This window comes from Subtercola boreus (assembly GCF_003399635.1).
GTDB classification, from domain to species: Bacteria; Actinomycetota; Actinomycetes; order Actinomycetales; family Microbacteriaceae; genus Subtercola; species Subtercola boreus_B.
The window spans coordinates 108,941-131,124 of sequence record NZ_NBXB01000029.1 but is presented as its reverse complement, the minus strand read 5'-3'; the positions used below and the strand labels follow the sequence as shown (position 1 = coordinate 131,124).

Sequence of the window (22,184 nt, the reverse complement as noted above, 5' to 3'; positions counted from 1 at the left end):
ACGATTTGCGTCCCTTGGGAGACACGGAGGGGCGCGGGAGGGGGAGGGAGGAAAAGGGGCTGGAGGGGGAGGGAGGAAAAGGGGCTGGAGGGGGTGGGAGGAAAAGGGGTTGGAGGGGGTGGGAGGGAGAGGAGGTATCGGTGGGAGGGAGCGGGGTCAGGTCGGGGTGATCCCGAGGCTGCGGCCGGTCAGGCCGCGGCCACGGGTCGCGAGGCGCGCCGCGACACGCAGGATGGCCGCCGCAGCCGGGTCGGCCGGGTCGCTGAGCACGATCGGCATTCCCACGTCGCCGCCGGCGCGGAGTCCCACGCTGAGCGGAATCGAGGCCAGCAGATCCACCGCGGCATCCGGAGCCTGCCCGGCCGACAGACGCCGCGCCACCTCCGCGCCGCCGCCCGAACCGAAGACCTCGAGGATCGTGCCGTCGGGCGCCGGCAGCCCCGCCATGTTCTCAATGACACCCACGATGCGCTGGCCGGTCTGGCGGGCGACGACGCCGGAGCGCTCGGCGACGTCGGCTGCCGCGGGCTGCGGCGTTGTCACCACGAGCACCTCGGCGTGCGGGAGCAACTGCCCGACCGAGATCGCCACGTCGCCCGTTCCCGGCGGCAGGTCGAGCAGCAGGATGTCGAGGTCGCCGAAGTACACGTCGGTGAGGAACTGCTGGATGGTGCGGTGCAGCATCGGGCCCCGCCACGCGACCGCGGCGTTGTCGTCGACGAACATTCCGATCGAGATCACCTTGACCCCAAAACCGACCGGCGGCAGGATCATGTCGTCGACACGCGTCGGCTTCTGCGCCACCCCGTCTGAGACGAGGCCCAGGATGCCCGGGATCGAGAACCCGTACACGTCGGCATCCACGATGCCCACCCGGAGCCCCCCCGCCGCCAGCGCCACGGCGAGGTTGGCCGTGAGCGTGGACTTGCCCACCCCGCCCTTGCCGCTTGTCACCGCGATCACGCGGGTGAGCGAATCCGGTCCGAACGGCATCACGCGCACACCACCGGGGCCGCGGAGTCTCTCGGTGAGCGCATTCCGCTGTTCGCGGGTCATCACGCTGACCCGGATGTCGGCACCCGACACCCCCGGAACGCCGAGGGTGGCCGCCCTGACGTCACGTTCGATGGTGTCGGCCGCCGGGCATCCGACGATCGTCAGCTTCACGACGACAGTCGCAAGGCCATCCGACCCGACGGTCACCTCGCCGACCATGTCGAGTTCGGTGATGGGCTTCCGGATCTCGGGATCGAGCACCCGGCCGAGCGCCCGCCGCACGTCGTCGGCGAGGGAGGGCGGCGCGTCAGGCACTCCCGCTCGTCTTCCCCGACTTCGCCTGCTCCGCGTCGTCCGCGGTGAGTTCCTCGAGCAGCGCGCGGAGCTCGGCGCGGATGAAGTCCTTGCTCGCCATGTCCTGCATCGCGAGCCGGAGCGCAACCACCTCGCGCGCCAGGTACTCGGTGTCGGCCAGGTTCCGTTCGGCGCGCTGCCGGTCCTGCTCGATCTGCACGCGGTCGCGGTCGTCCTGCCGGTTCTGCGCGAGCAGGATGAGCGGGGCCGCGTAGGAGGCCTGCAGGCTCAGGATGAGCGTGAGAGCCGTGAAGCCGATGGCAGCCGAGTCGAACCGCAGGTTCGGGGGCCCATACGTGTTGAAGCCGATCCAGATGAGCACGAAGACGCTGAGAATGACCAAGAACCAGGGCGTGCCCATCCCGCGGGCGATGGCCTCGGTGCTCCGTCCGAAGCGGTCGCGGCTGGTGCGGGAGAAGCGGTTGCGGGTGGGCAGCACGCCGCTGCGGAGGCCCTTCGGCGCGTCGAGGCGGGTGTTGGATGCACGGGTCGGCGCGTTACGAGCCATGACCGTTCCTCCTCTCACGGGCCGTTCCGGGCCTCAGTTGGCCGTTCCCGGCCGTGGGTGCCTTGATCTGGCCGCCCGCGGGGCTGCCGGCAAGGGGTCTCGCCTGCAGGGAGGGCGCCGTGCGTCTCGCCGCCCGGTCGTCGCCCTCGTGACTTCGCCAGTCGTCGGGCAGCAGGTAATCGAGAACATCGTCAATCGTCACCACCCCGACAAGTCGGTGGTTCTCATCGACCACGGGAACGGAGACGAGGTTGTAGCTGGCCAGGATGCGCGAGACTTCGGCGGCGCTCGTCTCGGCGGTCACCGCTTCGAGCCCGTCGTCGACGAGCGAACCGAGGCGTTCGTGCGGCGGGTAGCGGAGCATCCGCTGGAAGTGCACCATGCCGAGGAAACGCCCGGTCGGCGGCTCGTAGGGTGGCAGGGTCACGCAGATCGCGGCGCCGAGGGCGGGCGCGAGTTCGTGGCGACGGATGAGGGCGAGCCCCTCGGCCACGGTGGCGTCGGCCGACACGATGATGGGCTCGGTCGTCATCAGCCCACCGGCGGTGTCGGGGGCGTAGGCGAGGAGCATGCGCACGTCGTCGGCCTCTTCGGGCTGCATGAGCTTCAGCAGCTCCTCCCCGCGGGCCTCGGAGAGCTGTGCGATGAGGTCGGCTGCGTCATCCGGCTGCATCTGGTCGAGCACATCTGCCGCACGGGTGTCGTCGAGTTGGTTCATGATCTCGACCTGCTCGCTCTCGGGCATCTCCTCGAGAACGTCGGCGAGGCGGGCGTCGGGCAGTTCCCCGGCCACTTCGAGCATGCGGAGCTGGGGGAGATCCATCAGGGTGGTCGCGAGGTCGGCAGGCCGCATGTCGGCGTAGGTCGCGATGAGCTGTTCGGCGGACTGCGACTCGCCGGTCTGGCCGAGCTCCTCGACCTCGTTCCACGCCGCGAAGACGGTCGGGCCCTTGCCGAACGGGCTCGCGCCGGTCTTCGGGCGGCGGAGGAAGACCTGCGACACGCTCCACTCACCGGGCCCGGACTGCTCGATGGCGACATCCTCGATCGTGGCCAGGCCCGACCCGTCGGTGAAGCGCACCCGGCGCCCGAGGATCTCGGCGATGACCCGCACCTCGCCGCCGCGCTGCTCGAACCGACGCACGTTCATGAGGCCGGTCGTGATGATCTGACCGCTGCCGATACTCGTGACGCGGCCGATGCTCACGAAGACGCGGCGTTTGCCGGGGATCTCGACGATCAGCCCGACGAGCCGCGGCGACTGGCCGTTGCGGTACACGACGAGTACGTCTCGCACCTTGCCGAGTCGGTCGCCGGCAGGGTCGAAGACGGTGCACCCGGCCAATCGGGCGACGAAGACTCTGGTGGCACTCACGGTACTAACTTAGACCGTCGGGCTGGGCGGGGGAGGTAGCCGTGCGGGGTGCCGCCGGGCGGAGCGGGTGCGGCGGGTGCCGGGTGCCGCCGGGTGCGGCGGGTGCTGCCGGTTAGAGCGGCTGCTGCCGGGGTGCCGCTGGGCGCACAGCTGCCGCGAGGGGCGGGCATGGGAGGATGGATGCCGTGACCAACCCACTCTCACGCCCCGGCCGATCGAACCCCTTGTCACCGCGCATCCCGCGGGGAGACGTCATCGCGACGTACGAGACCTACGAGGAGGCGCAGCAGGCCGTGGATCTGCTCGCCCGCGAGGACTTCCCCGTGGCGCAGCTCTCGATCGTCGGCAGCGAACTGAAGAGCGTCGAGAATGTCACGGGCAAGCTGAGCTACGGCAGGGCTGCGGCCGCCGGCGCGGTCAGCGGAGCGTGGCTCGGGCTGTTCCTCGGGCTGCTGCTCATCATCTTCCAGCCCGCAGCGTCGTCACTGCCGTTCCTCGGAGCGGCCGTGCTGATCGGCGCGGGATTCGGCATGCTGTTTCGTATCGTGTCGTACACGTTGACCCGCCGCCGCCGCGACTACACCTCGACGATGCAGGTGATCGCGTCGCGCTACGACGTGGTGGCCGACTCCGACGTGGCGAACCGGGCCCGCAACATCGTGAGCCCCGGCCAGGGTTGGGGCCAGCCGGCGTTCACCCCGCCGTCCGCCGCAGCGCACCCCTCCGACCCGCCGCCCGCCCCGGCCCCGGCGGAGCCCACGCCCACCCCCGGCCAGCCCACCCCCGAGCAGCCGACGGCCTGACCTCAGGCTTCGTCGGCCCACTCACGCCCCTTCGTGAGACTCGCACGGTCATGTGAGACCCGCACGCCTGTCTCACATGCGCGGAGGTGTCTCAACTACGGGCGGTTGGGCCTGGTCAGAGCCCGCGACCCAGGCTTCGACGTCGTCGGCCGTGCGCGGGATGGCCGCCGAGAGGTTCTCGGCGGCGGTCGCGGTGACGAGGATGTCGTCCTCGATCCGCACCCCGATGCCCCGGAACGACTCGGGCACCGTCAGGTCGTCGGGCTGGAAGTAGAGCCCGGGCTCGATCGTGAACACCATGCCCGCCTCGAGCACCCCGTCGAGGTACATCTCGCGGCGTGCCTTCGCGCAGTCGTGCACATCGAGGCCCAGGTGGTGGCTCGTGCCGTGCACCATGTAACGACGGTGCTGCTGGTTCTCTGGCTCGATCGCCTCCTCAGCGGTGACCGGCAGCAGACCCCACTCGGCCGTCTTCCGCGCGATCACGCCCATGGCGGTGGCGTGGATCTCCCGGAACCGGATGCCCGGCCGCACGATGGCGAACGCAGCGTCGGCCGCCTCGCGAACGGCTTCGTAGATCATCCGCTGCTCGTCGCTGAACCGTCCGCCGACGGGAAGGGTGCGGGTGATGTCAGCGGTGTAGTAGCTGTCGAGCTCGACGCCCGCATCGACCAGGATCAGGTCGCCGGGAACGACGGGCCCATCGTTCCGCGTCCAGTGCAGGATGCAGGCGTGCGGGCCGGAGGCGGCGATCGTGTCGTAGCCCACCGCGTTGCCGTCGGCCCTGGCGCGCCCGTTGAACACGCCCTCGACCAGGCGCTCGCCGCGTTCGTGCGAAGTGATGCGCGGCAGGTCGGCGATGATGTCGTCGAATCCGCGGGCCGTCGCGGCGATCGCGAGACGCATCTGGCCGATCTCGTACTCGTCCTTGACCAGGCGCATCTCGGAGAGTTTCTGCTCGAGCGACTCGGAGCCCGAAACGTTGTCGGCCTCCTCTGCGGCGGGTGAGTAGGCGATCGCCGGCAGGGCCGCTTCGTCTTGCTGCTGGATGGCGGCCTGCTCGATGGCGATGTCGAGCAGGAGCGTGAGCTCCGGATCGGCGTCCCGCAGCACGAGCGTGTTCTCATCGCTCGACGCGACCACCGTGTCGAGTCCGGCGATGCCCTGGGTCTCCAGCGCCAGATCGCTCGCCACCTGGGCCAGGGAGGGGCGCGGCCCGATCCAGAACTCCCCGATCTCGGGGTTCGCGTAGAACTCGTCGGAGTCGCGCCCCGCCCGCTCGCGGAAGTAGAGGGATGCCTCGTGGCCACCGCCTTCGGCTGGCTCGAGCACGAGCGCCGAACCGGGCTCGGAGTCGCTGCCCCAGCCAGTGAGGTACGTGAAGGCCGTATTCGCGCGGAACGGGTAGTCGGTGTCGTTCGAGCGCTGCTTCAGCCGGCCTGCCGGGATCACGAGCCGCTTGCCCGGATAGGCGGTCGAGAGCCGGGCGCGCCGGTCGGCCGCGAACGGGGCCTCCTCACGCGACGGGGGGAGGATGTCGGTGCGCTCCGCCCACCCGCTGCCGATGTAGCGCTTGAAGGTGTCGGAGCCGGGAGTCGTGGAGCGGTTCGAGGTGGCGCGGGGGGCGATGTCGGTCTGTTCAGCCATGCCCCTATTCTCGCGCAAGTGTCGCCGTGATGGGCCGATGATCGCTGCCGGTCCCGTCTTCGCTCTGGATGACCTCGGCCGAGACGACCCGCCAGCCGCCCGTGGTGAGAACGTGGTCGATGGGGGTGCCCACGAGCGCGGGCAGCCAGGTCGGCCAGGAGCCGAGTGCGGCGGTGCCGGCCGTGAGCGCCGCATCCCGGCAGTCGCCGATGCCGGTGAGGTGGTCGAGCGTGGAGTTGAAGTCGCCGGCGACGATCAGGTTCGGTGTCTGACAGAGCCGGTTCACCCAGTCGAGGTCGGTACGCCAGCCCTCGAGGTCGTCGGGTGTCGGTGCGACCGGATGCACGGCGGCGAGTGTCGGTCCGTCGCCGTTGACGGGGGAGACCACGATGCTCGGCAGGGTGCCGGTGTCGCCGAACGTGTCGTTGACCGCGTACTCGCCGAGGGCTGTCGAGACGAGGATCGACGTCGACAGGCTGAGGTAGTCCCCGTGGCTGGAGGTGTGCGCCCAGACCGGTTTTCCGCCGGCGGTCATCAGGGCTGCGACCTCCGTCGCGGTGCTCTCGGGCGTCTCCGGCAGCGTGACGACGTCGGCTCCGAGACGAAGGGCGAGTCCGGCGATCGATGCGGCATCGGCCGCCCCGCCGAGCGTGTTCCAGGAGAGCACGACGATGTCGTCGTCGGTCGCGGTCTCGGATGCGCCGGCATGGCCCGCGTCCGGCACCCAGCCGCGCGTTGCGAGAACCGCGGCCTGGCCCCCGGCGAAGAGCAGCAGGACCACCGTGAGGAAACCGAACAGGCCCCGGGTTCGACGGGCCACGAGCATCCCGGCCAGCAGCAGCACGGCCAGCACAACCGCAGCGAGGGCGAGCACGGGCCGGAAGGCCACGACCTGGGCGATGACGATCGAGTGTTCGAGGCCGAAGCCCTGCGGCCACGAGAGCACGGCGAGAACGGCCACCGTCAGAACGGCGACGACTGCGAACAATATTCGAACGATCATCCGCCTGCTCCAGGTGCACTCTGCAAGGGGGTCAGGCCCCATCGCCCTGCAAGCCTACGATGGGCTTATGTCCGAAGTTGCTCCAGCGTTCCGCGGTCCCATCGATCTGCACACGCATTCGAGCGCTTCCGACGGCACCGAGACGCCCTACAACGTGGTGCGCTCGGCCAGCGAGGCCGGGCTCGGAACGCTTGCCCTGACCGACCACGACTCCACGGCGGGCTGGCCGTCGGCGTCGGAGGCGGCGCGCGACTACGAGCTGACCCTCATTCCGGGCATGGAGCTCAGCACGCGCCTCGACCACGCCAGCGTGCACCTGCTCTCGTACCTGTTCGACCCGACCAACCCCGCACTGCTCGCGGAAACCGAGACGATCCGGGAGGCCCGGCTGAAGCGGGCGCATGCCATCGTCGACCGCATTGCCGCCGACTACGACCTGACCTGGGACGACGTGCTCGCGCAGACCGAGCCCGGTGCCACCGTTGGTCGCCCGCACATCGCAGACGCCCTGGTGGCCAAGGGCCTCGTGCCGACTCGGACCGATGCGTTTCAGGGCATCCTGCACTGGCGTGCTGGATACTTCCAGCCGCACTACGCGCCGACACCCCTCCGCGGGGTCGAGCTGGTGGTCTCCGCCGGGGGAGTCCCGGTGCTCGCCCACCCCGGCACAGGCCCGCGCGAGCGGGTCATCCCCGAACGCCGGCTCGCCCAGCTGGTAGATGCCGGACTGTTCGGCCTGGAGATCGAACACCGGCAGAACTCCGTCGAAGGCAAGGAGCGGCTGCACGAGCTCGCGGCGAAGTACGGGCTGGCCATCAACGGGTCGAGCGACTACCACGGCGCGGGCAAACCCAATCGCCTGGGAGAGAACACGACGAACCCCGAGGTGCTGTCGCAGCTGATCGACCGCGCGACCGGGTGGTCGCCGGTGTACGGGGCCGTGACCCGCACGCTCTGAGCCGCTCGCTCTGACCCACGGTGACCGAAACGGCCCGGCTGCACGTCGGGTGAGGCTTCCACAGACGAAACAGCCCGCAGCCACCCTGATGAGCATCGGCTCAACGGTGTTCATGCTCGTCACCGGCATTACTGCGGTTCTGGTGGTCGACCTGCTGGTCTCGAACCTCCCACCCGCTCGCCGCGGGACGAGCCGGCCCAGCGGACCGTCGGCCTCGCCCCACCCGGCCTGCGTTACGGGAACAGGGAGACGAGGGCCTGCGCGATCGTGAAGATCGCCACGCCCGCGAGCGAGCCGACGACCGTGCCGTTGATACGGATGAACTGCAGGTCCTTGCCGACCTGGAGTTCGATCTTCAGGCTGGTCTCCTCGCCGTCCCAGCCCTGCACGGTCTCCGAGATGACCGACGCGATGTCGTGCCGGTAGCTCGCCACGAGGTGGGTGGCGGCGCCCTCGACCCACGTGTTGACCTTCTCGGCGAGAACCGTGTCGGTCACGAGTCGCTCGCCCACATCGAGGATGGTCTGCTCGATGGTGAGACGGAGCCCCGACTCGGGGTCGGCGAGGGCGGTGAGCAGGGCATCCTTGATCGACTGCCAGGCGACAGCGGCGAGTTCGCGGATGCGCGGGTCGTCGAGCAGCTGCTCCTTGACGCCCTCGACGCGCGCGCGCATGATCGGGTCGTGCTGCAGTTCGCGGCTGAGCTTTCGGAGGTAGTCGTCGAGCGCGAGCCGCAGGCGATGGTTCGGATCGGCCTGCACAGCCTGCACGAATTTCAGCGCTTCACGGTAGACCCGGTCATCCACCACCCGGTCGACGAACGACGGGAGCCAGGTGGGGAGGCGCTTCGAGACGGCGTCGCCGAACGAGTCGGGATTGGCGACCATCCACTCCTCGGCCTTGTCGAGCAGCAGGTCGACCGCGTGGTGGTGCTGGCCGGACTCGACGATCTTCGAGGTGAGCACCCCCAGTTGCGGCGACCAGTCCCGGCCGACGATGTGCGTGCGGGCGAGGCCTTCGATGACGCTCCGGATGTCGTCGTCGCTGAGGAACGCCATCGCACCCGTGAGGCCGGCTGCGACCTCGTTCGTCAGGCGCCGGGCATTCCCCTGTTTCGTCAGCCAGGTTCCGACGACCCGTGAGACTCCGACGGAGGCGAGCTTGTCGCGCACCACGGTCTCGGAGAGGAAGTTCTGCTCGACGAACTCGCCGAGGCTCTCGCCGATCTCGTTCTTGCGGGTCGGGATGATCGCCGTGTGCGGCACCTTCAGGCCGAGCGGATGCCGGAACAGCGCGGTTACGGCGAACCAGTCCGCCAGCGCACCGACCATGCCGCCCTCGCTGGCCGCCCGCACGTACTCGAGCCACGGGTAGCGGCCCTGCAGCGCGAACGAGATCGCGAAGATGATGGCCATGATGACCAGCAGCCCCGTAGCCAGCAGCTTCATGCGCCGGAGGGCACGGAGCTTCGTGGCGTCGCCCTCCGTCAGGCTGACCAGGGTCGCCCGGCGCGCACGCCGGGCACTGGCGCTCAGCGAACGGCCGTTCTACTCGGCGCGGGGCGCGCGGCCCCGCGAACGGCTGCGGCGGCGGGGTGCACTGTTGCCGTCGTGGTGCTCGTGGCCGGCCGAGCCGTGGCCCGTTGCCGAGGCACTGGATGCCGCACCCTCGTTGCCGCCGGACGGGGCCGCCTCGCCCGAGCCCGAGAAGCTGACGGCCGTGGTCTCGCCGATCATCCCGCTCGAGACGGCGTCGGACGTGGTTCCGTTCTGGCCACCGGCGCGGGAGGCGCCGCCGGAGCGGTTGCCGCTGCGGTTGCGGCTCCGTGCGGGGCGGTCGCCGTTGCCGGTGGGCTCGGCTGCCTCACGGGGCATGCGCGGCGGACGCTGGGCACCCTCGAGAGCGGTGGCCTGGTCGCCGGCGAGGCCGACGCCGACGCGGCTGGTGTCGCGGGTGCCGCGGCCGGTGCCCTGGGCACCGCGGTTCTCGGCGCTGGTGGGGGTGCTGTTGCCGTTGCTGTTGCCGGTGTTGCTGCTGCCCGCAGAGGCACCTGCGGAGGAGCTGCCGTTCGAGGCGCTTGCTGCCGACCGGCTGTCGGCACGGCTCTCGCTGCGCCCGTCGCTCCGGTTCTCCCCGCGCCCGCCGGAACGTGCCTCGCGGCCGCCCTCACGGGGTCCGCGTGAACCGGATCCGCCTTCGCGGGGCGGGCGGCTCGCGGCGCCCTCGGGGCCCTTCGCAGCCGGTGTGGGCTTCAGGCGCCCCTTCACTCCGGCGGGGATGTCGAGGTCGGTGTAGAGGTGCGGAGAAGAGGAGTAGGTCTCGACCGGCTCGGGCTGTCCCATGTCGAGGGCGCGGTTGATGAGCGCCCACTTGTGCAGGTCGTCCCAGTCGACGAAGGTGACGGCGATACCGGTCTTGCCGGCCCGGCCCGTGCGGCCCGCGCGGTGCAGGTAGGTCTTCTCGTCTTCGGGGATGGTGTGGTTGATCACGTGCGTGACATCGTTCACGTCGATACCGCGGGCCGCGACATCCGTGGCGATGAGCACGTCGCGCTTGCCGGCCTTGAACGCGGCCATGGCGCGCTCGCGCTGTTCCTGGTTGAGGTCGCCGTGCACGGCTGCGGTGTTGAAGCCGCGGTCGCCGAGTTCTTCGACGAGGCGGGCCGCTGCGCGCTTGGTGCGGGTGAAGATCACGGTCTTGCCGCGCCCCTCGGCCTGCAGGATGCGCGCGATGACCTCGTCCTTGTCGAGATTGTGGGCGCGGTAGACCACGTGCTTGATGTTGGCCTGGGTGAGGCCCTCGTCGGGGTCGGTCGCGCGGATGTGGATCGGCCGGCTCATGAACCGGCGCGCGAGCGCCACGACCGGGCCGGGCATGGTCGCAGAGAAGAGCATGGTGTGGCGGCCTGCGGGCGTCTGTGCGAAGAGCTTCTCGACGTCGGCGAGGAAGCCCAGGTCGAGCATCTTGTCGGCCTCGTCGAGCACCATCACCTTCACGTTCGCGAGCGACAGCAGACGCTGGCCGGCGAGGTCGAGGAGGCGCCCGGGGGTTCCGACGACGATCTGGGCGCCAGCCTTCAGCTGTTCGATCTGGCCTTCGTACGACTTGCCGCCGTAGATCGCGATGACGGTGGTGGGGCGGTTGGATGCCGCGAGCTGGAGGTCTTCGGTGACCTGCACGGCGAGCTCGCGGGTCGGCACGACGACGAGCGCCTGCACGCCGGGCTCCGGGTTCGCGCCGAGGCGCTGCAGAAGGGGGAGGCCGAAGCCGAAGGTCTTGCCGGTGCCCGTCTTGGCCTGGCCGATGATGTCCTGGCCCTCGAGGCCGAGGGGGATCGTCTGGGTCTGGATGGGGAACGGGTGGAGGATGCCCTTCGAAGCGAGGGCATCGACGAGATCCTGCTCGATCTTCAGGTCGGAGAACGTGGTGTCGGTGAGGAAGGCGTCACCCACCAGTGGGTCGGGTGCGACCACATCGATCACCTCGACGGGTGCGTTCAGGTCTTCGGGGAGGGAGTCGGGGGAGGAAGGTTCGGTGAAAGTCACTGTGCGTGGGCCCTGTCAGGTCAATGGGTACGCCGGGGATCGTCAGTCGGTGCGGATGCGGTGCGTTGGCACTGTGGTGTGCGTCGGCTCTGTGCGTCCGGACTGCGTTCATGTCGGCCGGCGATGGCGCCTAGCGGCGGCGTAGAGGCCCCGATTCGTGTCAGGGTCCCCACCAGTTTAGCGCCAGGGTGGCCCCTGGCCCTCCGCTAGAGTGAGCGAGTGTTTGAATTCTTCAGGCGCCCGACGGTGCGCATCGATGTTCCGCGCCTCCGACCGCGCCGCACATCGGGTGCACTGCCCAAGGTGAACCTGGCAGAACTCACGCCCGAGGTGCTTCCCTACCTCGGGCAGGCGGCGTACATCCAGCTCGCCATCTTCGAGGCGATCGCCCGCGCCGTGATGCTCTCACCGACAGTCCGTGCGAAGGAATCGCTCGGCCCGGCAGCCGGCGAGGCCCTCGGCAAGCACGAGAAGCTGGTCGGGGAGCTTCGCCGCCGGGTGGATGATCCCTCCGCCGTGATGGCCGCGTTCGCCCCGGCGATCGACTCCTATGCCGCGGTCATCCGGGGCAGCGACTGGTACGAGTCGCTGGCGAGCATCTACCTGACCGCGGGCATCCTCGACGACTTCTTCGTGCTTCTCGCAACCGGCCTCGAGGGCGACATCGGCCCCCGGGCTGCGCAGCTGATCAGTGGCGAGACGGGCCGCGCTGCAATCGTGGTGCTGCTGAACGACGCGATCGCCGAAGACCCCTCTCTCGGTTCCCGCCTCGCGCTCTGGGGGCGGCGCCTCGTCGGCGACACCCTCCTGGTGGCGCGTTCGGCAATCCACCACACCGACAACGCGCGCACGGACGAGGAGCGCATCGAGCCCGTCTTCACCGAGCTCATCGCGAAGCACAGCCGCCGCATGGACGGCCTCGGCCTCACGGCCTGACGGCCCCCTGCCCGCCCCGCGCTCCCAAAGCTCAATCGTGGAGTGGATTTCCGCCCCAAGTCGTGGCTTTTAGGTCGGAAATCGACTCCACGAAGGGGTGGGGGTCAGGCAGCGGGTTCGAGAGCCTCTCGGATGGCCGCGAGGCCCAGCACCGTCTCGGTGAAGCTGGTGCTGAGCGGGGAGAGACCGACGCGGAGACCCTCGGGCGCGCGGAAGTCGGGCACGACGCCGGTCTGCCAGAGGGCGGCGACGACCTCGCGGAACCGGGGGTGGTCGAGGGTCACGTGGCTGCCGCGCCCGTCGCTCTGCCGGGGGGAGGCGACCTCGACGCCGAACGGTGTCAGCCAGGCATCGGCGAGTTCGATCGTGAGTTCGGTGAGCGCGACCGACTTCGCGCGCACGGCCGGGATGCCCGCGGTGCCGATGAGCGCGATCATGTCGCGCATCGCGAGCATGCCGATCACGGGCGGCGTTCCGCTCTGGAAGCTCCGGATGCCCGGGGCACTGTCGTACCCCGGGCCCATGGCGAACGGTTCCGCGTGGCCGAGCCAGCCCCAGATGGGCTGCCGGAGCTGGGGCTGCAACTCGTGGCGCACGTAGAGGAACGCCGGCGAACCGGGCCCGCCGTTGAGGTATTTGTAGGTGCAGCCGACCGCGATGTCCACCTGCCACTCGTCGAGCAGGATGGGCACGCTGCCGGCGGAGTGGCAGAGGTCCCAGACGATGAGCGCTCCGGCGTCGTGCGTGATGCGGGTGAGCGCTTCGACGTCGGCCAGGTAGCCCGAACGGTAGGCGACCTGGCTGGCCACCACGACGGCGGTGCGTTCGCCCACGGCCTCTGCCAGGAGCTCTGCGGTGAGCCCGAGCCGGGGAGAGGTCTCGATCCAGCGCACGGTGAGGCCGCGCTCGGCGGCGATGCCCTCGACGATGTAACGGTCGGTGGGGAAGTTGTCGCTGTCGACCACGATCTCCGTGCGGCCCGGGCGGGCGTCCACAGCGGCGCGTATCGCCTTGTAGAGCAGCACGGTGGTCGAGTCGCCGATCATCGTCTGGCCGGGGGCCGCGCCGAGGGCGGCTGCTGCGAGTTCGTCGCCGATCACGGTGGGAAGCTGCAACCACCCCTCGTCCCAGCCTCGGATGAGGCGGGAACCCCACGCGTCACGGACGAACGCGGACAGGGTGTCGGCAGTGGAGAGCAGTGGCCGGCCGAGGGAGTTGCCGTCGAGGTAGGCGACGATGGAGTCTGCCGGTCGGGCGGCGGCGGCCGCGGCATCCTGAGCCTCGGGAGCCACGAACAGGTCGCGGTACCGGCCGAGCGGGTCGGCGCGGTCGAGGTGGCCAGCACGCTCGAGAGCTTCGCCGAGGGTGAGGGGTACGGGCATCCGGAACCGGCCTTGTGTGACGGGAGTTTCTGTGGGGAGGGTATGCCGCTAGTTCGTGCGGGCGCTCGGGCTCAGCAGGGCGCTGAGCTCCGCCCGGTCGCGCGTTCTGCGAGCACGACCGAGCGACGGGGTGACGAGTGCCACGATGAGGGCCGTGCCGCCGAGCGCGATCACCCAGATCCAGCCGCCATTGTAGGGCAGGCCGAGCCAGGTCATCGCCTCCCAGAGGATCGCGGCCGAGGCGGCGCCGAGAGCTGGCACGAGCAGCACGCCGTGCGTGTCCCTGAGCGGGAACAGGTAACGGCCGAGCAGGCCGAGGATGATGCCGCCGAGGGTGACGAAGAGGAGTTCCATGCTGGGCGGGCCGCCGCTAGCCGACGAAACCGATGCGGCGGGACTCCTCGGTGCCGATCTCGACGTAGGTGAGGCCGGCGACGGGAACCAGGTACAGCTTGCCCTTGTTGTCCTTTAGCGAGAGGTGACCGGTTCCGCTGGTCAGCGCGGCAGAGACGGTCTGCTCGATCTCGTCGGGAGACTGGTTCGTCTCGAAGCTCAGTTCGCGGGGAGTGTGTGCAATGCCGATACGAATTTCCACCAGGTGCGCCTTTCGAGAGTTCTGTGGGCTGTGACCAGATCCACGTGCCCAGATTACGGCAGAACGGATGCCCGGCCCGCCCGTTCGGCCGCCGTCAGCACTCGCCGAGAGCGAACACCGGGGATGTCGGAGGTGCCCGTTAGCTTAGGAGACGTGCCGACATCCCAGCTTCGAGACGAGAGCGACCGACTGCTCTCCGCGTTCCGCCCCGCCCTCGGACTCGACCGTTCGCAGGCAGAGGTGCTGGCCACTGCAGACGGTGTCAGCCGCGCCATCATCGGCGCCCCGGGCTCGGGCAAGACGGTGACTCTCGTCGAGACGGTCGCCGAGCGGGTGCGCAGTCGGGGTTATCTCCCCTCCGAAGTGCTGGCGCTGACTCCCACGAGGCAGGGGGCGACCCAGCTCCGTGACACGCTGGCGCTCCGGCTCGGCCTGCCCACGAACGGGCCGCTCGCCCGCACGGTGAACTCGCTCGCCTTCCAGATCGTGCAGTCGGCGCGGGCGGCGTCCGGCATGGAGCTGCCGACCCTCCTCACCGGAGCCGAACAGGACCGCATCATCGCCGACCTTCTGGCCGGCCAGCTCGAAGAGGGCTTCGGCCCCGAATGGCCCGATCCGCTGACCGGGGAGGTGCGCGCCCTCCGGGGGTTCCGCACCGAACTCCGCGAGCTGATGATGCGCGCCACGGAGTCGGGTGTCTCCCCGCGCCAGCTCGCCGAGCTCGGCCGGCGGCACGGCATCGCGGAATGGGTCGCAGCCGGCCGTTTCGCCGAGGAGTACCAGGACGTCGTGTCGGGTTTCCGCGACGCCTCCCTCGATTCGGCCGAACTCATCGCCGAGGCGCGTCTGCAGGTCGTGTCGGGCGATGCGGGCGTGTCCTTCGGGGTGCCCGGCGGGCCGCGGGTGAACGGTGGCCCGGCTGCGCTCGCCGGGGTACGGATGATCGTGGTCGACGACCTGCAGCAACTCAGCCGCGGCGCCGTCAGCTTCGTCGCGACCCTCGCCCGCCGGGGCGTCGCCGTTCTCGCCTTCGGCGACCCCGATGTGGCCACCACCTCGTTCCGGGGCGGCGAGAAGGACACCCTCGGGCGGCTCGGTGCCGTGCTCGGCGAGCGGGTGAACGTGGCAGCCCCGGTGTACCTCGAAGCCGTGTATCGGCACGGCGCGGGCATCCGGGGGCTCGTCGACCGCGGCACGTCGCGCATCGGGGCCTCAGCGGCGGGTCGCCAACGTGCGGCGCGGGCCACGGCGGCAGCTCTCGAGGCCGAGACCGCCGTCGAGGCGTCGGGGGTGCCGGCAGTCCGGCGGATCGAGTCCGAGTCCCCGGCGGCCGAGCTCGCAGCGATCGTGCACCTGCTGAGGGAGCATCACCTCCTCCGCGGGGTCCCGTGGAACCGCATGGCCGTCGTGGTGCGTTCGGGGGCGCTCATCACATCCCTCGTGCGGGGCCTCGCCGTTGCTGAGGTTCCGGCGTCCACCCAGACGGGTGGGCGTGCGCTCCGCGACGACTATGCGGCCAGGCACCTCGCGACGGCCGTCGCCGCGGCGGTCGGCGTGCAACCGCTCGACGATACGCTGGCGGGGGAGCTGCTGCTCGGGCCGCTGGGCGGCCTCGACTCCGTGGGGCTCCGGCGCCTCCGCCTCGCGCTCCGGCAGGAGGAGTTGGCGGGCGGCGGCAACCGGCCGGCCGACGTGCTCGTCACCCAGAGCCTTGCCGCGCCGGGGCGGCTCGCCACCATCGACTCGTCACCGGGCCGCCGGGCGCAGCGTCTGGCCGACGCGCTCGCAGCCGTGCGGGAGAGGAACGCTGCCGGCGCGAGCATCGAGGAGCTGCTCTGGGAGCTCTGGAGCCGGAGCGGCCTCGCGCGCGGCTGGCAGAAGGCGTCCGTCGGGTCGGGCATCCTCGCTGACGAGGCGAACCGCAACCTCGATGGTGTCGTTGGTCTCTTCAGCTCGGCGAAACGCTTCGTCGAGCGCTATCCGCATCGGCCGGCCGCCGACTTCCTGGTCGACCTGCTGACGTCCGAGGTGCCCGAAGACTCCCTGTCGCCGCGCTCCGCCTCCGACGCCGTCGTCGTCTCGACCCCCAACGGTGTGATCGGCATGGAGTTCGACGTGGTCGTCGTGGCAGGCCTGCAGGATTCCGTCTGGCCGAACCTCCGCCTCCGCGGTTCGCTGCTGCATCCCGACCGGCTCGCCGAGCTCGTCGACGGCACCCCGGTGCCGGATGTCGACGAACGGGCAGAGGTGCTCGGCGACGAGCTGCGGATGTTCGTGCTCGCCGTGTCGCGGGCAAGAACCCAGGTCGTGCTGACGAGCGTGGCGAACGACGACGAGCAGCCGTCGCCGTTCGTGCGCCTGGTGCCGGAGGGGCCGGTGGGGCCGGTTGCCTCGGCGGGTGAGGTGGCCACAGCTGGCGTCCCCACCACCGCGGCCGGCGCAGCTGCCGCCACCGCCGCCGCCACTGCCAACGCGACCGCCACTGCCGCCGACGCGACCGCCACTGCCATAGCCACTGCGGCGGCCACCTCTGCTGCTGCTCGCATCCCCGCAGCCACCTCGGCGTTCCAGCGATCGGCGGCCGAGCATCCGCTCTCCCTCCGCGCACTCGTGGGGAGCCTCCGCCGCCGCCTCGCCACGACGGGCGACCCCGCTGCGGCAGATGCGCTCGCCCGGCTCGCCGCCGAGGGTGTGCCGGGGGCCGATCCGCTCAGCTGGTACGGGGTGCTCGAACCGTCGACCACCGAGCCGCTGGTCGACCTCGACGACCCTGCCACCAGGGTCGACGTCTCGCCGTCGAAACTCGAGACCTTCGAGAAGTCGCCGCTGGCCTGGTTCATCGACCGGGTCTCAGGCTCCACGTTCGGGCTCTCGGCGGGCATCGGCACGCTGCTGCACTCGGTGATGGAGGAGGCCACCGCCGAATCCGATCCGGATGTCGCGGTCGACCCCCCTGTGGCCGACCCCCTCAGCACCGCTGCGCTCTGGCAGCGACTCGACGAACGCTGGGGCGAACTGCAGTTCGAGTCGCCCTGGCTGGCCGAACGTGAGCGCGTGAAGACCGAGGCGAAAGTGGCTGGGCTCTCGGAATACCTGCGCGGCTTCGAACGGGAGGGAGGAGTGCTGCTCGGCGGCGAGGCGGCCTTCTCGCTCGACGTGGGGCGGGCGCGGCTCCGCGGAACCGTCGACCGTCTCGAGCGGCGCGCCGACGGTCGCGTGAGTGTCGTCGACCTGAAGACGGGGTCGTCGGCGCCGACGTCCGCCGCGGTGTCGAGCCACGCGCAGCTGGGCAGCTACCAGCTCGCGCTGCGGGCCGGAGCACTGCAGGCCAGCGCGTTGCACGCCAGCGCATTGCCGAGCAGCGCGACGGACGGAGACGAGCCCGCCGCGCCACCACCCGCGGCGCAGCCACCCGCAGCACTACCACCCGCGGCGCAGCCCGGCGAGAGCGGCGGCGCCATGCTGCTCTACGTCGCCGTCACCTCGGGCGCCGGCGCGAACAAGGTGCAGTACAAGCTGCTCGCGCAGGAGCCCCTCGATGACGACGCGATGGCCGTGTTCCGCGAGCGGATCGAGACGGCGGCGACCGGGATGGCCGGCAGCACGTTCCCGGGCCGGGCCGATCTCGGGGAGCGCGATCCGCACGGCGCCTGGGAGTACCGCATCCACCTCGTGAAGGCCGTGTCGTCGTGACGGTGAGCGCCCTCGAGATCGCCGCGGCCCTCCACCTCCCGCCGCCCACACCCCAGCAGCAGGCCGTCATCGAGGCCCCGCTCACCCCGAGCATCGTGATCGCCGGGGCAGGCAGCGGCAAGACGGAGACGATGGCGAACCGGGTCGTCTGGCTGCTCGCCAACGACCTCGTCTCCGTGTCCGGCATCTTGGGACTCACCTTCACCCGCAAGGCCGCCGGGGAGCTCGCCCACCGCATCCGCTCCCGCATCGACCAGCTGTCGGCTGCGCGTCTCACCGAGACGGTCTTCGATCCGTTCGACTCGCCGACTGTCGCCACCTACAACTCGTTCGCGAACAGCATCTTCCGCGACAACGCCCTCCTCGTCGGAAGGGAGGGTGATTCGAGCATCCTGAGCGAAGCGTCCGCGTGGCAGATCGCGCGCCGGCTCGTCATGGGGAGCACGGATGACCGCCTGGTCGGCCTCGACAAATCGACCGACTCCCTCACCGAGGCCGTGATCTCCCTGAGCCGAGCCATGAGCGAGAACGTCGTGACCTCGAGCGAGGTCGTGCGGATGGCCGAGGAGTTCACGGGTCTCGCCGAACTTCCCACGGGCTCGAAGCGCGTTCCCACGCTGAACGCCGAGCTCCGCGCGTCGCTCCAGGCCGTCAGTGCCCTCCCCGTGCTTGTCGATCTTGCCGACCGGTTCGCAAAAGAGAAGGTGCGGCGCGGCTTCGTCGAGTACTCCGACCAGGTCGCCCTCGCCCTGTCGATCGCCGAGCGGGTGCCGCGGGTCGCGGCCGAGTACCGGGAGCGGTTCCGCGTCGTGCTCCTCGATGAGTACCAGGACACGAGCGTCGTGCAGACACGCCTGCTCTCGACGCTCTTCGGGGGCCGTCCGGTGATGGCGGTCGGCGATCCGCACCAGTCGATCTACGGCTGGCGCGGTGCGAGTGCGGCGAACCTCGGAACCTTCGCGCTCGACTTCACCGGTGACCGCTCCGGGGCTCTCGCCTTCCCGCTCTCGACGAGCTGGCGCAACCCCGTTCGGGTTCTGGATGCCGCCAACCACCTGGTGGCTCCACTCACCGAAGCGTCGACCGTGCCGGTCTCGCGCCTCGACCCCCGCCCCACAGCAGGACAGGGCCAGCTCGATGTCTTCTTCGGGGAGACGGTCGACGAGGAGGCTGCTGCCGTCGCGGGCTGGTTCGCCGCAGAACTCGAACGCCCGACGCCCAGCGGGGGAGTGCGCTCCGCCGCAATGCTCTGCCGTTCCATCAAACGGATCGGTGCCTTCACCTCGGCTCTCACGGCACGGAGAGTTCGGTTCCACGTGCTCGGCCTGGGCGGGCTGCTCGAGGAGCCTGCCATCGCCGACCTGGTATCGGCGCTCCGCGTGATCTATCACCCCACCGCCGAGTCCGAGCTGGTGCGCCTGCTCACGGGGGCTCGCTGGCAGGTGGGTCTTCGCGACATCGCCTCGCTCAGCGCCGTGGCGGTCTGGCTGGCCGAGCGCGACCACCACCACGCGAAGCTCGATCCGGCCCTGAAGCAACGCATCCGTGAGTCGGTGGTCGTCGACGAGTCACGTTCGCTCGTCGATGCGCTCGACTTCGTGGCCGAGGCTCCCGTCGGGCACCGGATGCTCGAGCACTTCAGTGCGACCGGCGTCGAACGCCTGCGCGCCGCCGGCCGGCAGTTGGCCTTCCTCCGTACCCGCACCGGGCTCGACCTGCCCGACCTCGTGAACCTCGTCGTGCAGGAGCTCCTGCTCGACATCGAGGTCGCGGCGAACGAGGGATCCGCTCTCGGGCGCGCGAGCCTCGACGCCTTCTCCGAGCAGATCGCAGCATTCATCGCCGCGGATCCGTCCGCCGGTCTCGGTGCCTTTCTCTCCTGGCTCCAGGAGGCGGAGAAGCGCGACAGGCTGAGCCCCCGTTCCGACGACCCGGAGCCGGGCACCGTGCAGATCCTCACCATCCACGGGTCGAAGGGTCTCGAATGGGACAGCGTCGTGGTACCCCGGATGGTCGAGGGCGAACTCCCGGGCAAGCCGCAGAGCAAACAGGGTTGGCTCGCTTTCGGCGAACTGCCGTACGAGTTCCGGGGCGACTCGCGGGAGCTTCCCGTGCTGGCATGGCGGTCGGCCGCCAGCCAGGCGGAGTTCGCCGCCGCGAAGCAGATCTTCACCGAGCAGATCGTCGACCGCTACGCCGAGGAGCAGCGCCGGCTGGTCTATGTTGCTGTGACCCGAGCCCGCGGGAGCCTGCTGCTCAGCGGATCGTTCTGGTCCACCACGACGAAGCCACGGATGCCCGGACTCTTCCTCCGCGAACTCGAAAGCGCCGGGCTGATTCCGCCGGATGCCCTGCCGGAGGGCCCCGCAAGCGAGGATAACCCGCTGGCTGAGTCGACACAGCTGGTGCCGTGGCCGCTCTCGCCGCTCGGCTCGCGCGCCGCCCGGGTCGAGGCCGCGTCCAGAGCAGTGGTCGACGCCGACGCGGGTGCGACGACTCCGTGGTCCCACGACATCGACCTGCTGCTTGCCGAACGGCGTGCGGGGCTCGAGGGGGAGCAACTCGTCGTTCCGACGCGTGTGGCGGCCTCCCGGTTCAAGGACTACGTGACCGACCCCGACGAGGTGCTCCGCCGGCTCCGCCGCCCGATGCCGGAGCGACCCTACCGGCAGACGAGGCTCGGCACTCGCTTCCACTCCTGGGTCGAGAGTCGGTTCGGCCGCGTCGGCGGTTCTGAGCAGTTGGATGCCGGCCCCGGCGAGCTCGATCTGGATCTGGATCTGGATCTGGACGTCGATCTGGACTTGGATCCCGTCGCCGCCTCGGAGACTCCCACCATCGACGGGGGCGCTGCCGAAGAGGAGGAACTCCAGCGGCTGCAGGTGACCTTCGAGGCCTCGCCGTGGGGCGGCCGGAAGCCGGAAGAGGTCGAGATCGAGATCCACCTCGTGCTGGGTGGCAACATCGTCGTCTGCAAGATCGATGCCGTCTTCCGCGACGGTGACCGCTACCAGATCGTCGACTGGAAGACCGGCCGCGCTCCCTCAGGCGCCGACGACCTCGAGGTGAAGCAGCTTCAACTCGCTCTCTACCGGCTCGCCTACGCGCAGTATCGGGGCATCGATCCCGAGCGGATCGATGCCGTGTTCTACTTCGTGTCGGTCGACGAGATCATTGCTCCTGATCGCGTGTACTCCGAGTCCGAATTGCTGGCACTCTGGGAGCAGGTGACGGCGACGACGGCGGCGACGAGCCCAGGGGCCCCGAATCCCGTGGCCCCCACCCCGCCGGCCCCGTTCAGTCGTCGTCGCTGATCCGGGCCGCGTTCACGTGGTCGTGGGCCGGCACAGGCTGGCTCCGCGGCGTCTTGCTGAGCATCGCCTCGACCTCGTCGACGGCGAGCACCCGCCCGGTGTCGGTCGACAGCGGGTTCACCAGGTCGGCCTGCGAGCTCGACGCCAGGCCGTTCAGCATCCCGACAGCATCGTTGACGATGGACGGGTCACGGAGGTCCGAGCCGTGCACCAGCCACTTCGCGATCTCGAGTTCGGCGTAGAGCCGTGCACGCTTGCGGAGCTGCCTGTCGACAGGGCCTGAGCGCGCAACGTTGTAACCCGAGAACACGCTGGTGGCGGACTCCTCACGGGTGACCGAACTGAGCCAGAAGAGGTCGGCGGCCGGGTCACCCACCTTGAGGTTCGACCAGTCGAGCACACCGGTCACCCGTTCGCCGGAGACGAGGAACGACTCCGGCCCGAGGGAGCCGTGGATGACCGCCGGCTGGAACTGCCAGAGCGCACTGTCTTCGAGGGCGAGCGACCACCGCGTCAGCAGTTCGACGGGAACCTTGCCCGTCGCGGCAGCGCGATCCTTCACCACCGTCGCCACGCGCGCGGACTCGGTGGCGCTCAGAACGGGCAGCCCCGCATCGGTGATCACCGAGGTGGGGAGGGAGTGGATGGCCGCGATGGCGCGCCCGAACGCCTCCGCCAGTTCGACACTGTTGTCGAGACTGTCGAGGGTGGCCGGAGAGCCCGGGATGAAGTCGTACACCACGCCCCGGGTCTGCCCGATCGGCGCCTGACCGCGGAATTCGGGGGCACGGAACGGCAGGCGCCCCCGCGAACCGGTGGTGAGTGCGCGCAGCGCCACGAGGTCGCCGGACTGCTCCGTCTCGGTCTCCTGCGAGGTGGGAACCCGGATGATCACCTGGTCGCCTCCCCGTACGGAGAGCAGCGCGGAGTCGAAACGACCGGTCAGACCGGTCGAGATGGGGGTCGTTGAAACGACGTCGAGCCCAGCGACGGCAGCGGTGGCGAGCGCGGCTAGAGTGAGAGAGGATCTGGCCATACCTTCAGGGTAGGGCGGCTTCCTCGCTCGCAGGCTTCC

Annotated in this window: 16 protein-coding genes; 5 read left to right on the top strand and 11 right to left on the bottom strand. The window is 70.2% G+C overall.

Features of this window, described 5'->3' with window-relative positions; all coding sequences use genetic code 11:
- Positions 1–156: 156 nt before the first annotated feature.
- From B7R22_RS10525 to B7R22_RS10515, 3 genes are read right to left on the bottom strand one after another with little or no spacing between them, the layout of a single operon-like run.
- Positions 157–1,311, bottom strand: coding sequence for a P-loop NTPase (locus B7R22_RS10525; protein WP_253259010.1), 1,155 nt, complete (start codon positions 1,309–1,311; stop codon positions 157–159).
- Positions 1,304–1,858 carry a DUF1003 domain-containing protein gene (locus B7R22_RS10520; RefSeq protein WP_116411696.1) on the bottom strand — a complete coding sequence of 185 codons (555 nt, stop codon included), beginning with the start codon at positions 1,856–1,858 and terminating at the stop codon, positions 1,304–1,306. Before B7R22_RS10520 ends, B7R22_RS10525 begins: the two co-directional genes overlap by 8 nt.
- On the bottom strand, positions 1,848–3,233 hold the full coding sequence (locus B7R22_RS10515) for a magnesium transporter MgtE N-terminal domain-containing protein (protein ID WP_116411695.1): 1,386 nt from the start codon (positions 3,231–3,233) through the stop codon (positions 1,848–1,850). Before B7R22_RS10515 ends, B7R22_RS10520 begins: the two co-directional genes overlap by 11 nt.
- A gap of 176 nt (positions 3,234–3,409) precedes the next feature.
- On the opposite strand from B7R22_RS10515, the gene B7R22_RS10510 reads away from it, so the two are divergent.
- Positions 3,410–4,036, top strand: a complete 627-nt coding sequence (locus tag B7R22_RS10510; protein WP_116411694.1) for a general stress protein — start codon at positions 3,410–3,412, stop codon at positions 4,034–4,036.
- A 72-nt stretch (positions 4,037–4,108) separates the two neighbouring features.
- Here B7R22_RS10510 and B7R22_RS10505 read toward each other — a convergent pair whose 3' ends face one another.
- Positions 4,109–5,683, bottom strand: coding sequence for an aminopeptidase P family protein (locus B7R22_RS10505; RefSeq protein WP_116411693.1), 1,575 nt, complete (start codon positions 5,681–5,683; stop codon positions 4,109–4,111).
- Between the two features lie 4 nt (positions 5,684–5,687).
- A complete protein-coding gene (locus B7R22_RS10500) occupies positions 5,688–6,686 on the bottom strand; it encodes an endonuclease/exonuclease/phosphatase family protein (protein WP_116411692.1) in 999 nt (332 codons plus the stop codon).
- Positions 6,687–6,753: 67 nt separating this feature from the next.
- On the opposite strand from B7R22_RS10500, the gene B7R22_RS10495 reads away from it, so the two are divergent.
- Positions 6,754–7,644: a PHP domain-containing protein gene (locus B7R22_RS10495; protein ID WP_116411691.1), complete on the top strand. Its 891-nt coding sequence runs from the start codon at positions 6,754–6,756 to the stop codon at positions 7,642–7,644.
- Positions 7,645–7,877: 233 nt separating this feature from the next.
- Here B7R22_RS10495 and B7R22_RS10490 read toward each other — a convergent pair whose 3' ends face one another.
- Positions 7,878–9,092 carry a DUF445 domain-containing protein gene (locus tag B7R22_RS10490; RefSeq protein ID WP_116411690.1) on the bottom strand — a complete coding sequence of 405 codons (1,215 nt, stop codon included), beginning with the start codon at positions 9,090–9,092 and terminating at the stop codon, positions 7,878–7,880.
- Positions 9,093–9,191: 99 nt separating this feature from the next.
- The gene (locus B7R22_RS10485) at positions 9,192–11,126 is read right to left on the bottom strand and encodes a DEAD/DEAH box helicase (protein ID WP_437184146.1); all 1,935 of its coding nucleotides are present in this window, start codon (positions 11,124–11,126) and stop codon (positions 9,192–9,194) included.
- A gap of 282 nt (positions 11,127–11,408) precedes the next feature.
- On the opposite strand from B7R22_RS10485, the gene B7R22_RS10480 reads away from it, so the two are divergent.
- On the top strand, positions 11,409–12,125 hold the full coding sequence (locus B7R22_RS10480) for a ferritin-like fold-containing protein (protein WP_253259008.1): 717 nt from the start codon (positions 11,409–11,411) through the stop codon (positions 12,123–12,125).
- Positions 12,126–12,229: 104 nt separating this feature from the next.
- Here the strand turns inward: B7R22_RS10480 and B7R22_RS10475 are convergent, their stop codons facing one another.
- From B7R22_RS10475 to B7R22_RS10465, 3 genes are read right to left on the bottom strand one after another with little or no spacing between them, the layout of a single operon-like run.
- Complete coding sequence (locus B7R22_RS10475) at positions 12,230–13,507, bottom strand: kynureninase (protein ID WP_116411689.1); 1,278 nt, start codon at positions 13,505–13,507, stop codon at positions 12,230–12,232.
- A 48-nt stretch (positions 13,508–13,555) separates the two neighbouring features.
- Positions 13,556–13,861 carry a hypothetical protein gene (locus B7R22_RS10470; RefSeq protein ID WP_116411688.1) on the bottom strand — a complete coding sequence of 102 codons (306 nt, stop codon included), beginning with the start codon at positions 13,859–13,861 and terminating at the stop codon, positions 13,556–13,558.
- Between the two features lie 16 nt (positions 13,862–13,877).
- The gene (locus tag B7R22_RS10465; protein WP_116411687.1) at positions 13,878–14,102 is read right to left on the bottom strand and encodes a DUF3107 domain-containing protein; all 225 of its coding nucleotides are present in this window, start codon (positions 14,100–14,102) and stop codon (positions 13,878–13,880) included.
- A gap of 153 nt (positions 14,103–14,255) precedes the next feature.
- Between B7R22_RS10465 and B7R22_RS10460 the strand changes: the two genes are divergently transcribed.
- Together B7R22_RS10460 and B7R22_RS10455 are read left to right on the top strand one after the other, a co-directional pair.
- Positions 14,256–17,795, top strand: a complete 3,540-nt coding sequence (locus B7R22_RS10460; protein ID WP_253259007.1) for an ATP-dependent DNA helicase — start codon at positions 14,256–14,258, stop codon at positions 17,793–17,795.
- A complete protein-coding gene (locus tag B7R22_RS10455; protein WP_253259006.1) occupies positions 17,792–21,109 on the top strand; it encodes an ATP-dependent DNA helicase in 3,318 nt (1,105 codons plus the stop codon). Before B7R22_RS10460 ends, B7R22_RS10455 begins: the two co-directional genes overlap by 4 nt.
- On the opposite strand, the gene B7R22_RS10450 is transcribed toward B7R22_RS10455, so the two are convergent.
- Positions 21,093–22,145: a phosphotransferase gene (locus tag B7R22_RS10450; RefSeq protein WP_116411684.1), complete on the bottom strand. Its 1,053-nt coding sequence runs from the start codon at positions 22,143–22,145 to the stop codon at positions 21,093–21,095. The two genes, B7R22_RS10455 and B7R22_RS10450, sit on opposite strands and share 17 nt — an antisense overlap.
- Between the last annotated feature and the right edge of the window lie 39 nt (positions 22,146–22,184).

Excerpts from the sequence above, each read along its gene's own strand:
- B7R22_RS10490 (WP_116411690.1), bottom strand. The coding sequence starts at position 9,092 with ATGAAGCTGCTGGCTACGGGGCTGCTGGTCATCATGGCCATCATCTTC.
- B7R22_RS10510 (WP_116411694.1), top strand. The coding sequence starts at position 3,410 with ATGGATGCCGTGACCAACCCACTCTCACGCCCCGGCCGATCGAACCCC.
- B7R22_RS10520 (WP_116411696.1), bottom strand. The coding sequence starts at position 1,858 with ATGGCTCGTAACGCGCCGACCCGTGCATCCAACACCCGCCTCGACGCG.
- B7R22_RS10505 (WP_116411693.1), bottom strand. The coding sequence starts at position 5,683 with ATGGCTGAACAGACCGACATCGCCCCCCGCGCCACCTCGAACCGCTCC.
- B7R22_RS10470 (WP_116411688.1), bottom strand. The coding sequence starts at position 13,861 with ATGGAACTCCTCTTCGTCACCCTCGGCGGCATCATCCTCGGCCTGCTC.
- B7R22_RS10495 (WP_116411691.1), top strand. The coding sequence starts at position 6,754 with ATGTCCGAAGTTGCTCCAGCGTTCCGCGGTCCCATCGATCTGCACACG.
- B7R22_RS10500 (WP_116411692.1), bottom strand. The coding sequence starts at position 6,686 with ATGATCGTTCGAATATTGTTCGCAGTCGTCGCCGTTCTGACGGTGGCC.
- B7R22_RS10450 (WP_116411684.1), bottom strand. The coding sequence starts at position 22,145 with ATGGCCAGATCCTCTCTCACTCTAGCCGCGCTCGCCACCGCTGCCGTC.
- B7R22_RS10475 (WP_116411689.1), bottom strand. The coding sequence starts at position 13,507 with ATGCCCGTACCCCTCACCCTCGGCGAAGCTCTCGAGCGTGCTGGCCAC.